This window comes from Aquiflexum sp. (genome assembly GCF_041749095.1).
GTDB lineage: Bacteria > Bacteroidota > Bacteroidia > Cytophagales > Cyclobacteriaceae > Aquiflexum.
In genome coordinates, this window is the sequence record NZ_JBGTCA010000304.1 from 1 (window position 1) to 13,152 (window position 13,152).

Annotated in this window: 8 protein-coding genes; all 8 read right to left on the reverse strand. The window is 44.4% G+C overall.

Features of this window, described 5'->3' with window-relative positions; genetic code table 11:
- A partial coding sequence (locus ACEW8O_RS13935) for a metallophosphoesterase (RefSeq protein WP_373495235.1) occupies nt 1-931 on the reverse strand: 931 nt, incomplete at its 3' end.
- 185 nt (nt 932-1,116) lie between these two features.
- A complete protein-coding gene (locus tag ACEW8O_RS13940; RefSeq protein ID WP_373495236.1) occupies nt 1,117-3,195 on the reverse strand; it encodes an alpha/beta hydrolase family protein in 2,079 nt (692 codons plus the stop codon).
- 117 nt (nt 3,196-3,312) lie between these two features.
- The gene (locus tag ACEW8O_RS13945) at nt 3,313-4,815 is read right to left on the reverse strand and encodes a sulfatase (RefSeq protein WP_373495237.1); all 1,503 of its coding nucleotides are present in this window, start codon (nt 4,813-4,815) and stop codon (nt 3,313-3,315) included.
- 16 nt (nt 4,816-4,831) lie between these two features.
- Complete coding sequence (locus ACEW8O_RS13950) at nt 4,832-7,456, reverse strand: alkaline phosphatase D family protein (protein WP_373495238.1); 2,625 nt, start codon at nt 7,454-7,456, stop codon at nt 4,832-4,834.
- 104 nt (nt 7,457-7,560) lie between these two features.
- The gene (locus ACEW8O_RS13955) at nt 7,561-9,015 is read right to left on the reverse strand and encodes a sulfatase (protein ID WP_373495239.1); all 1,455 of its coding nucleotides are present in this window, start codon (nt 9,013-9,015) and stop codon (nt 7,561-7,563) included.
- Between the two features lie 128 nt (nt 9,016-9,143).
- The gene (locus tag ACEW8O_RS13960) at nt 9,144-10,757 is read right to left on the reverse strand and encodes a sulfatase (protein ID WP_373495240.1); all 1,614 of its coding nucleotides are present in this window, start codon (nt 10,755-10,757) and stop codon (nt 9,144-9,146) included.
- A 170-nt stretch (nt 10,758-10,927) separates the two neighbouring features.
- On the reverse strand, nt 10,928-11,707 hold the full coding sequence (locus ACEW8O_RS13965; protein ID WP_373495241.1) for a hypothetical protein: 780 nt from the start codon (nt 11,705-11,707) through the stop codon (nt 10,928-10,930).
- A 124-nt stretch (nt 11,708-11,831) separates the two neighbouring features.
- The coding region (locus ACEW8O_RS13970) for an alpha-L-rhamnosidase C-terminal domain-containing protein (protein ID WP_373495242.1) at nt 11,832-13,152 on the reverse strand (1,321 nt) is incomplete at its 5' end.

Sequence of the window (13,152 nt, forward strand, 5' to 3'; positions counted from 1 at the left end):
CCAGATTAAAGCTGTAAAGTATCCATTCCGTGCCATTGATGGCCTTTTGGGCGTCAAAATAATTATTTAACTCCTCCATCTTATACCCAGGGCTGAACTGGGCTGAATATCGGGTTTCGTGATTTCCCACAGCATATAACACCGGTGATTTTATTTCTTTAAGGTACTCGTGCATGACCTCGAAATGTTGCTTTTCCCCTTGGTTATCTACCACATCACCCAGTACTAGACTAAAGGCTGGTTGAGGATCCAGCTTGTTGACGATTTGGACAGTATCCACATTAAAAGCATTATGGATCTTTATCCGGGTGGAAAGATTATTAGTAGTGGCCGGGTCTCCTCCCTGTGTATCGGCCAGCACTGCAATGGAAAATGCTCCTTGAGGCTCTTTTATTCCCAATTGTTGGGGAGTGGCAAAAGCTATTTCGTGGTCCAACAGGTAATTTGTGCCTACCTGGATTTCATTTGCGGCAAAATCTATCTGGGCTTCTTCGATTAGCTCCTTGAGGGTAAATGCTTTTTTGGCCCCGTTCAGGAAGAGCTTTACCTCCGTATTTTCACTGGGCTGATCTATCCAGGCCACAATGATTCGTGGATAGGCCTGATTGACCTGGAACCTGGCAAAACCGGCCTTGTCATAGGTTACATTTTGATCATCCTCAAAAAAATAATGCTTTTTTCGGTCCAGCTTGCCTTTAGATATCTCAAATTTAAACCGGGCGCTTACAGGCAGGGCGGAAGATTGGGCCCTGAGTTCAAAACGAAGCATTACCTGATTATCCTTTGTTAAAATATCATCAAGATTTTTGGGTTCAGGGTAAATATAATTTTTTATGTTTTCTCTGCCGGATTTATTTATCATTCCTCCTGGAGTCATCATAAATACAGAGCTGGCCGAACTGACTTTTTGGATAAAAGATCTTCTTTTCATAGTTAATTCAATAATTACAATTTCCCAAGTACGTGGTAATAGATGTCCAAACTGGTTCCTTCAGAAAGACCGGTACAAAAATCAAACTATAGCCTATCAGTATAAACATAATTATGAAATATTCACCCACAGCGAATAATATAAGATTTTGCACTGTCAATCTACTTCTTTATAGGTATTGAGATCTATTTGTTTAACACAGGAGGGTTTTTGGCTAGCATCCAGTCACTAAGGGCCTTCTTTCTTACGCTGGCCTGTGCTTGGGTAGCCTCACTGTCATTGGCATTCGTTTTCAATATTAGTGGCCCTGACTCATTGAGGTAGGTCAGAAGCTGGGGCAAATCATAACTTTGCAAAGCCCCGGCAACAGTAAAATCAATATCTTCGGGGTTGTAGTCCGGATTTTCCACGATTGAGCGGAAGCTCGGCATGGGATCTATTAAAGCAATTCTTTCAATAGATGGATTAAAGTTTGCGGCATGTAACAAAACTGACGACATCTGTTCTTTGGCCAGTCCGTAAACATGATCAGCTCCGGCATCCTCTTTTAGTATTTTGACAAGCCTGCTGACATCTCCTGCCTGAATGCCTACAATACTTCTACCAATCAGCAGGCTGCCAAACCACAAGGTATAGGTCTGACCCTCATATTCGGATTGCCCCACAAAATCCCCGCGTCGCATTTCACCGATATTTACAAGGTCGGGAGCCAGGACGAGCGCACCGGAAAGTACAAGCTCCTCCATTTGATCCCCTTTACCGGCATCGGTTTTTTTTCCGTAAGGATCCAGGTAAAGCACCGCTTTTCCGTTAGGACGATCGGGTTTCATCAGCAAGAAAGGAAAATAATAATCCCCTTCCCCTTTCGCCAGGTATTTTTCCACTATATATCCCTCGCGCTGAAACCAGCCTGTCAGCATGGTGGCTGCCTTTTCTGTCGGGGCTTTATAGCCGGACAATTCCCTGGCCTTATTTCGCGTTTCTTCCTCCGACAAACTGATATTCCGTAAGCTTTCTTTATTGAGATCAAAAATTCTTTTACTCGGATAGGAGGTCAAAATTTGTCCGCTAGCACTTACCTGTAAATCTTCTTTGCTCAATACTTCCATCGGCTCATCAGCCGGAGAGCCGGGTGAGTTCAGGTGCTGTTGGAAAAAAGCGTACATAGCCTCCCTGTTTTTTGGTGTAGAGGCATGGGCAGCATCATCTTCTACCATCTGGAAGTTTTCGGGCTTGCCCAAGGCCTGGTAGGTGCGGGTCAGCTCTGCGGCGGTTTCCCTGGCTCCCTGTATATTGAAAATGTCCCTGCTAGTCGTGATCATTAAACTAGGCTTTGGAGCCCTCACCAATAATAAATCGGGATGGTCCAATCCCTTGGCAATACCATGTAAAAAGTTTTGTTCAGCATCTTGGGGACCATGAGTCAGTAAAAGTCTTTTGAAGTTGGTGATGTAATTTTCCACTGCAGATGCGTAGATCCGCTCATCAAAAGCAGCAATATAAGAAGCCTGTGTTCCGCCTCCTGACCTACCGGTGATGCCAATTCTTTTTGGGTCCACCTCCGGTCGGCTGAGCAAATAGTCCACGGCCCTTATGCCATCCCAAATCATGTGTCTGGCATGGCTGGTAGCTGAGATAAATCCCTGCGCACCGGGGTAAATGTGTTGTTTGGTAGCTGCATTTCCGAAACTGGAGAGATTGGTGCGGGGATCGAAATATTCAAGCCGCTCTCCCTGGCCTACGGGATCAAAGGCCAAAACGATAAACCCTTTTTTCACCAGGTTTAAGATCACCTGTTGGTAAGTGGCGCTTCGGTAAGATTCCAAGGTATGGCCGCTGCAATAGATAATTGCCGGGCTTTTGGAATTAAGGTTATCAGGAATAAAAAGGGTGGAAGAAACATAGAATTCAGGCTGGGACTGAAATACAATGTGTTCCATGCGAAAGCCTTCTTTTTGGATACTGCGTGTAATTTCAGGATTTAAGGGGTTCTTTGAAGGAAATGGCCCTACTACCTCCATAAGTTTTTCCTTGCTCCATTGCTGACGTTTGTTCCAGTCTTTTTTACTTTGAATTGCTGCAATTTCCTTTTCTCTTTCCCCAAGCATCTCTAAGGCCTGTTGAGTGATGAGCTTGTAAAGTGCGTTGTGTCCATCCGTAAAATTCACCCATCGTGGTTTGATCACATCAAGGTCATCCTGGGCCAGAAGAATTCCCGGTGTATAAAGGAGCAAAAGAAGTGAAAACAGATAGGCAATTTTCATATTGGGTTTGAAAATTAAAATTCAACATATATAATTAACTAGTGTAGAAACCTTTAGTAAAGCCTCTACACTAGTAAATCTACAATTTAGAAAGTCGAATTAAGGAGATTAATTCCCTTAATTATACTGCATAGGGACTTTTGCATCTTTGGGGATTTTTTTACCCTCCCAATAAGGTTCTCCATCAATCATTTCAATCAACCTGGTTTTATTACCGGGTGCGGGGTCGGCACTATCGGGTAAATATTCCGCTAGTTTTTCCATCACAGGTGCATACCCATCAATGATAGCCAGATTATGCCATTCATGTTGATCCTCCTTTCGGTTGTAAAGTTCCCGTGAACCATCTGCATATTGGATAAAACGCCATTCTTCTGTCACCACCACATGGTTTCCGGGGCCATGGCTGCAAATCGCCGGGGCAGACCTTTTATATTCGGTATCTTCCAAAATAGGCATCAGTGAGTGCCCATCAATCCCTTGCTTTGGTGACAGTCCTGCCAAATCCGTAAGTGTCGGAAAAAGATCCAAAAGTTCCACCGGTGCATCACTTTCCTTTCCTTTTTCCCGGATCCCGGGACCTGCAAATATATAGGGCACCCTGGTGGATTCATGCCAGAGGGTATTTTTTCCACTGATATCTTTGGTACCCAAATGATAGCCATGATCGGATAAAAGCACCACAACGGTATTTTCGGCCAATCCTTCTTTGTCAAGGGTATCCAGCAACCTGCCTACCAGCATATCCACAAAGCTTATACTGGCAAGATAAGCCCTCACCTTAGGTTTCCACTGATGGTTCATCTGCAGCCATGCCAACCTTGGTTCCGGTAGGTTCCAATGCAGGTACCAAGCAAATTCCGGAATGTCATCCCGGTCATCCGCCCTGGTTTCGGGAAGAAGAATCTCATCTTCCGGATATAGATCAAACCACTTCTGGGTAGCATATAAAGGCACGTGGGGATGGCGGAATCCAACCGATAGAAAAAATGGTTTATCGCCTGGCACGTCTTTTAACTGCCCGATTGCCCAATCGGCAACTTTCCAGTCATCCTGCTGGGAATCCTCGTCCGGAAATACGCCCCAGTCCACCAAAGGGTGGCCGGTATTTGGGACAAAAGGCTCCTCAGGTCGAGGAAAAAAACCTCCATGAAAACCCCATTTAGTAAATTCGGGGCCATCTCTTTGGTCTTCTTTGGGTGGAAAGGCATCATGATAGGTTTTTCCCGTGGTCATGGTTACATATCCGTTTTGCTCAAAATATTGGGGTAGAGTGACCAGATTTTTATACGGCTCCAGATCCCGGAACCACGGTCCCAGCCCATAAATTCCGGTAGTAGTGGGCCTTAATCCTGTCAGGATACTGGTACGGGAAGGGTTGCATAAAGGTGATTGTACGTGGGCATTGGTAAAAGCCACCCCTTTTGCTGCCAGCAGATCCATATTCGGGGTTTTTACTTTGGGATGTCCACCCAGATAACCCACCCAATCATTGAGGTCATCAATGGTGATCAGCAGAATGTTGGGTTTTTCCTCTTGGGCTAAAACCGGATTTATAAAGCAGGTGAGCACAAAAGCAACTAAAATTGTCAATTCGTAAAATGGGTTTATTTGTTTCATTACTTCTAATATTTTTTTATCCCAGAATTACCTTCAAAGTCTCATTCTCATTTTTGGCTATCCTGATTCCCGGAAAGCGTTTTTCCTTTCCTGTGGCTGCATCCTGTATGTTAAGCGTGTATTTTCCTTTTTCATAAACCTTGGGACGAAAACTTTTCCATCTTACCCTTAGAGAATATTCTATTTCACCACTTTGGTCATTGATCAACTGCACCACAGGATTTTGTATTCCTGACAAATCCAATATGGGAAGAAACCCAACGGCTTTTCTTCCATAATTATCAGCTTGGGATATCGTTATTGGCCAGCCTTGGTATTGGCCGGATGGGTTTTTATCAGGGTCTATAAACCTGGGCCAACATTCCAGTTTCATGGTTCTTTCATTTTTGTCAAAAGTTACCATGGCATAGCCGGTAGCCCTGTCATAGATAAGCGCGGGTTTTTGACCTGTTTTATGGGGATTGGCCGCGGCGTGTACCGTTATTTTATTACCAAAGCCATCATGGAAATTTCCGGTATATGGAGCTTTACCTTCCAAAGGTTGATGGTCGGAATTCAAAGGGGGCCACCAGCGACGTGGCCACACGTTATTCAAAGCCGGCCCGGCAAAAGCAAATCCTGCATCGCCGAATTCTTCCACACCATATTGGACCACTGTTCCCAAATGCTGATCCCCTGCCAAATGCAGGGCGAATCCCTTTCTAATAACCCTTAATGCTTCATCTCTGCACTTTTGAGGCCAACCATTGGAATCCATATCTACAGTTGGCGCATCTCCGTGCACATATTCCCCGGGGTTGGGAATGGGAAGTTTCGGTACGATGTCATCGAGAATGCTGCCCTTTGGCAGGGTGGCCACTGTACAGAAATTGGTTTGGGACAGTACCGCTTTCATCTCCGCATCCTTGCTCCAGTCCGTAACCCATTGTTCCAAAAACTTCATTTGTCTATCCCCGAGAAGTTCTGCATCGATGTCATAATGGGCCTTAATATCAAATTCGGGATTCTGTATAAAACCGTTTAAAACTTTTGCTTCTTCTGGAAGCATATTTTTCGGTGCCGTTTTGAATTTTCGGTCCTCCAATATGGCAAAGCTGATCCCACCATACACCCAGTCGGTATAATAAGTTGTGATTCCCTGTTTTACAGGTGTCGGATCAAATGGCCCGGGCAAATGGCCCGTCTGGGTCAGTTGCACCATATTCACCCATTCCGGAGGCATCTTGTATCCACCCTGATCCTGGGCCACGAACCCCCAGCCTTCTTCGGTCGGGGCTTTTTTGCCGGATTCACCCCATACATTGCCATGATATACATCATGGTCATCGGGAATAAAAGCAGCAGGGATATTTCTGAATATCTCCCTGTAAGACCAGCCAAACATGTACCATTTCCTTAAATAGTCCAGGCTGGATTTTTCCAAAGGGGAAATTTGAATACCAAACCCCCCGGTGCCTTCGTAAAACTGATCTCCCAGAAATACCGCAAGATCGGGTCTGTGTTTCAGCGAATGAACACTTACTTCTGTATCGGGAAATCCATAATCTGCATTGCAACTGAAAACCGCCAACTTGACTTTATCTGTTTTGGGCTCTTCCGCGATGGAACCTTCATAATAATATTCATAGATCCCGTCTTTGAGGGGCAGTTCAAGTTTGACCCGATAGGGTACTTTTTCCTCAGCATTATAATTGTCCACTTTAAATTGGACCACCCTTCCCAATGGGTCCGGACTGCCTTCCTGTATATTGACCCAACCGGTCCCTTTGGCAATCTGTAAACTTACTTTTAGGTTATTGATTTTTTCAACGGGGGCCAGTTGCGCTCCCATTTTCAAAATCCCATCATGTAGGGTATAATGTACAAAACAGATTGGCCCGAATACCTGATCCCTGCTTTGACGGATTTTAGCACCACTGAGCACCCACTTGGAAAAGGCCACAGCAGGTGTATCACCACCATCCGTTTTATCAGGAAAATGGGAAACCATGGCTATATTTCCAGTGAGGTCCTGATTGGAAATATTTCCCAGGCTTATGGAGGAGACGACTTTGTCATTGTCCAGCTCAAAAAGGCGCAGGTGTAATTCATATTTATTATCAAAGATCTCAGCATCAAGCTGTAGGATATATGGTCCGGACAGGGGTATTTTACTTTCACTTGTTTCTTCTCCTATAAAAAGTTGACCGGCACCATTGATGCCACAATCAATGCCTTCCCCAAAAACAGCCGCTGACCTGTAATCAGAAAATTTCCCCTTGGCTCCAAGTCTGAAACCGGTATAAGCTTCCTGATTTCCCAGAGCATCTTTGTTCAGCCATTCCAAAGTAACCTTGGATTGAAAATTTCCCGCTTTTTCATCAATTTGATGTGTCAGGCTATGAAGGGTCCTGTTTTCTTCACTGACGACACATACCGCTTTACCATTCCTGATTTCCCAATCCTGAAGCCTGTTGCCCCAATATTCAGGACCTATCCAAAGCATATCCGGCCAATTGTGCCAGTTGCTTTCATATTGAGATGCTTTAAGATCGGAGATAATTCCTTCAATTACAGGTTTTGTTTCCTGTGATTTTCCAAAAAGAAATTGAGGGGTAACGGTTGTGAGGGCGATCGCTTTTACGGCATGTCTTCTTTTCATAGTTAATTTTGCTATCGAAATTTTAAGCTGATTTTTACCTCAAAGGCACACTCCACCTAATCTACAGCCATCAATCGGTTTTAAAATCGATAATTTTCCCCACATCATTTTTCCAGTTGGTTTTCCACCGGCACCAAGGAGGCTTTGTGCTTTGCCAATATTTCCCTGATTTCTGCAATCACTTGTGGGTGCTCAGCCGCAATATTGAACCTTTCACCCGGATCCACATTCACATTATACAGTAAGGGTTCCTCCAGTATTGTGGCCCCACTTTTTAAGGGTACCGGTGGATTGGTGACCGGATGGGCAGTTGGGTTGCCATATTCCACCTGAGTGATGAAATGGACTTTAAAATCTCCCTTCCGGATGGCATAAACCTGCTCGCCCCAGTAGTAGAAGACCGTCTCCCTAGCTCCCTCGCCTGTTCCCATCAGTAACGACGAAATATCATAGCCGTCATATATCCTGTCATCGGGAAGTTTGGTGCCTGAAAGAGCACAAAAAGTGGGCATTAAATCCATGGTGGTTCCCATGTCTGTCACCACTGCGGGACGGATTTTTCCAGGCCACCAGAAAATCGTGGGCACACGCATGCCCCCTTCAAAGGTTCCCCCCTTGGCACCTCTCAGCAGGCCCGCTGTTCCTCCATGGGTCTTGAAGGTATGCCAGGGGCCATTGTCCGATGTGAAAATCACCAGCGTGTTTTCGGCTATTCCTTCCCGCTTTAAAGTTTCCAGGATCTGCCCTACCGACCAGTCGATTTCCTCAATCACATCTCCGTAAATTCCGCCTACAGATACGTCTTTGAATTCTTCAGACCTGAACAAGGGTATATGGGGCAGGGAATGGGCAAGGTAAATGAAGAAGGGGCCATTATCTTTTAGACTATGGATTTTTTCGACTGCTTCTTCGGTATAGCGCTTGGTGATGGTTCTTTGGTCAGCAGGCCGTTCCACCTCTTTGTCATCCCTTAATATCGGTACATTGTAAGCCTGGTACCTTTCATTTTCGGCCAAAGTAAAATGGTCTGTTTGCTCCACCTTGTCCATGTCATTGGAATAGGGTATCCCGAAATAGCTGTCAAAGCCATGGTCGGTGGGAAGGTAGGGGGATTGGTGCCCCAAGTGCCATTTGCCCACTGCGGCGGTTTGATAACCACTCTCCTTTAAGGCTCTGGCGATGGTGACCTCTGTTTGGGGGAGGCCGCCATTGGAGTCGGGAAACAATACCCTCCTTTTGTCACTGCACATGCCTGACCTGATGGGCAACCGGCCCGTAAGCAGGCCTGCACGGCTGGGCGTACATACCGGGGCGGCCACATAAAAATTCGTCCATTTCTGTCCCTCAAAGGCCATCCTGTCCAGATTGGGCGTTTTGTAGCTGGGGTGCCCGAAAACCCCCAGATCTCCATAGCCCAAGTCATCCGCAAATATCACCATGATGTTCGGTCGATCTGCTTTCTCTTTTTCCTTGTCGGCAATGGCATGGCAAGGCAGAGTGGCCGATCCGGTTAATAGTAAAAGAATAATGGCAAGTGATTTTGGGTCAGGTATTTTCATGGATGTTTTAATTAAGATTTAGTCATTTTTTGCTCAATCTGTTCATTGACTGGAAATTTTCCTAGCTTCCCTGATATGGGATATCAACCAAGTATTTAATGCAAATTCAAGTCCTCGGGATTTTTTCTTTACTTTTCGTAAACCGAAGGATGGGGAAACTCACGCATCGGACTGTAGCGTATGTATGAGTCGAATATTTCTGTATCAGGTCCGACTATCCTGGGATCTTCTGACTTTTTCAGTTCTGCCAACAGTGCTGCTTTCAGTTCTTTTTCTACAGCAGTATGTTCAGCATTCCCTGCAAGATTTTCCAGATTATAGGGATCCTCCACGATGTTGTACAATTCAAATTCAGGACGTTTGGCATGGGTCAGGTCAAAAAATGACTTTACATTTTCGTCATCCATATTTTCGATGATAAATGATTTGGTCGGGGCAGCATCGATATCGGTATAGGCCCATTCAGAGTGATGAACACCGTTTTCGTCCAGGCCATGCATGGGATACAATTCACCATCGCTGTCCGGTTTGATACGCACGGGATCGCCGGAGGGCCAACGGTCAGGTTTCATATTCCAGATGTAGAGGTATTCTTGACTGCGTATGGCCCGTTGGGGATAGCCCCAGTTGGCATGGCGCGAGGAGGAATGGCGTTCCCTGCCTGAATAGACGTGTTTTTTTGTTGGGTCGATCAGACCCTGCTTATCTGATTTGAGAATGTGTGTGATGCTCTGTCCCGACATGGGCAACATTCCTTCCCGGGTGGTGCCGGTGAGATCCAGGATGGTGGGGGCGAAGTCTATAAAACCGATGAGGTCATCAACAATCCTGCCTCTGGGAAAGGATGTGGGATAACGTATGGCCAAGGGAACATGAACACCATATTCGTAGCTGTTGGCTTTGGCCCTGGGGAAGGCCATGCCATTATCAGAGGTTACGATGATAATGGTATTGTCCAGCTCGCCAATCTCTTCGAGGTATTCCATCATTTTCGCCAAATGCAGGTCAAACCATTCGATTTCCACAGCGTAGTCGAGCATATCTCCCCGGACGATTTCATGGTCAGGGAAGAATCCCGGCACCTGAACATCTTCCGGCTTTTTATCTGTTCGTTTCCATGAGTCCTCTTCAAATGCCCTGTGTGGTTCACTGGAACCATACCAAAAGAAGAACGGCTGGTCATCCCTTACATTTTCCATAAAATGCACAAAATTGGCGAAGTAGTTTACATCACTGATCTGGTCGGCAGGCCGTTCATCGTTTTCTGCGGTATATCGGATGTTGCTGTGATGGATACCGGCAGCATTGGTTGCTCTCCACAATGAGTCCTTTTCATCGCGGGCGTATTGGAATGGAGCAACCCCTTTGCCGGTGAGACCGGTGGCATATCCGTTGTCATCAAGCAGGTCAACAAAGGGCACGTGTTTCTTCAGCCAAGAAGAGGCGTGCTGGCCTGATTGTTCATTTTGCCAGTGGTGCCGTCCTGTAACAATGGCGCTTCTGGCAGGCGCACATCCGGGAGATCCCGCAATGCAATTGGTAAAATACACTCCTTCGGCAGCCACACGATCGAAGGCCGGGGTGTTGATAAATTTACTGCCGGCAAAGCTTGTGTGGAAAAAAGACTGGTCATCGCTTATGACAAAAAGTATGTTGGGGGGTTTGGATTCTTTTTCGTCTGGGGAACAGGCTATGGCTGCCAATAAAATCAATGAGAGGAGCACAAATTGATGGATTTTCATTTTCAAATTGTTTGAGGAGAACTATACAATATCATGTTTTATAATCGTCTAAAATTCTAACCATCCCTAAAATCTATTTACACACTTTTCGGGATAGTGTCGTCTTGACAGACTCATCATTGCTTCAATTTACCCATTCTGGCATATTTTAAAATATTAAGGTCTATATTTTAGAAATCATATTTTATACCTTCAGGTAATGATTCTATAGCTATCTTTTTCCACTCGCCCTTTATCTTTATGACAACGATATCATTGTCTTTGTCATAAAATATAGTCCCATCTTCGCTATCTTTCAATGATTTGTAATTGACATGCTTGGCATCCTCAAAATGATTCGTTTCATCGTCACCTTCAGGTTTGTCTTTCCTGATATTGTCTTTGCCAATTCGTCCAAGAGTCAAGGCATTAGATAGCTTCAATGATCCATAAAACACAGCCTCGTCCCTACTAAAAAGAAAGGAATGCTGCTTTACATCTGAACCTATTCGAAACCAATTGTAGGCTGCCGCCGAATGGTCATAAACATTTCCATAGTAATACAATTCGGCAACCGGTTTCCCTAATTCAATATGTTTGTTGACCAACATGGTAATTCTGGATTTATCATCATTGGCGTACCCTTCAAATACATGAAAACCCCAACGCTTTTTGTTTTTCTCATTATGATTGCCACGGACCTGTACCATATAAGGAGTAGCAATAATTCCATCAACCATTGTGTACATGGGAGTAACTTTAGAATCAAAGCCAAAATTATATCCACGGTCCTCCCATTTTCTCCAGGTCGAATCAATATCTGATTTTAATTCAATCCGATACTTATTTGATTCATTTGAACCTTCAACCAGACGGATGTAGTCGTTATTTTTAAATATTCTATTTCCATTTTGCGCCCATAATGGTAAACTGAAAACTGTTGTAATCAATAATATAAATATAATTTTCATTTGACCTTATATTTTTGTGAGTTAATAAAATACATTAAAATTCAAAATTGACTTTTTTTGGCTGGGGTTAATTCCGACTATAAGCCAAAAGCTAATACATTATGGCTAATGCGATAAACCACAATTAATTCCTCACCACAAACCGATATTTCCCTCCCCCAACTTCAAATACATAAGACTTTCTTGTCTTATTCACCAGTTTAATCCCATCGGGAAGATTATCGGTTTTCCCATTTCTGACCAATAGGAAATCTCCTTCAAAAACTTCAGGAGACGTTCCATCCAAAATCGGGACATGCACCAAAGCTTTTGTGTTGGCCGGAATCTCAACATTAAGAAAAACATCATTTCCGAATTTCCACCAATCACTTCCAATCCGGCCTCTTACTGACTGATAGTGACCTTTTGCCCAATTCAAATCCCCGACCATGGATGGTTTGATTACTATTTCGCTAAAAGCGACGGAACTTTCCGATTGTTGGATACCCAATATAGATTTGTGAAACCATTCGCTTATTGAACCGAACATGGGATGATTTTTGGAATCGTCATTCTCGAACGACCAGTTTTCCCAAAGGGTAGTAGCACCATTATTGATCATATAGCCATAACCCGGAAAATCTTTTTGATTCATCATCGTGAAATTGAGTTCGTCCATCCCCTGATCACTCAAGTAATTGAGCATATATTTTGTCGAAAAAATACCGGTAGATAAATGTCCTTTGTGCCTGATCAGGATCTCATCTTTTAAGACATCAATTGCTTTGGATTTCAAATTTTCGGGCAACAGATCATAATAGAGTGCAAAAACCTGGGCGGCTTGCGTATGGGTATAGACTTTACCGGATTGTTCGTTTACAAATTCCTTTATGAACGCTTTTTTGATTTCCCCTGCCAGGGACTTGTAAGTGTTTGCATCTTCAGTTTTTCCAAGCAAGTTTGCCATATCCGATAAGATTCTGGCATGATGGAAATAGAACGCAGTACTCGTGACCGGCGTGGGTCTTTCATCAATACTGACATGGTCGCCGATACCCTCTGTAATAATATGATCGGGAACATTTTTTCTATAAAATTCGACCAGATCCTTCATTGGCTGATACTGTTCTTTCACAAATTCAACATTGCCGTAATATCTATATACCTGTTCTACTACAAATGGATGTGCCAATGTCCAGCCTACAGGCCCGGTGTCTTCCACCACACCATGTAAATTGATGCCTATATCGGGTGCACATTCTGTCATGGCGCCGCTTGGAAGTGCGTCATTGGCAAAATCACGGGCTGTTTTCATATAGAATGACGACATGTCGTAATTGTACAGGTAAGTTTCACCTGCGGTAACGATATCGCCTCCATAACCAAATTTTTCCCTGGCCGGACAGTCAGATTGTATGCTGAAGACATTGCTCAGCATGGTCCATTCTGTCACTTCCTGTACCCTG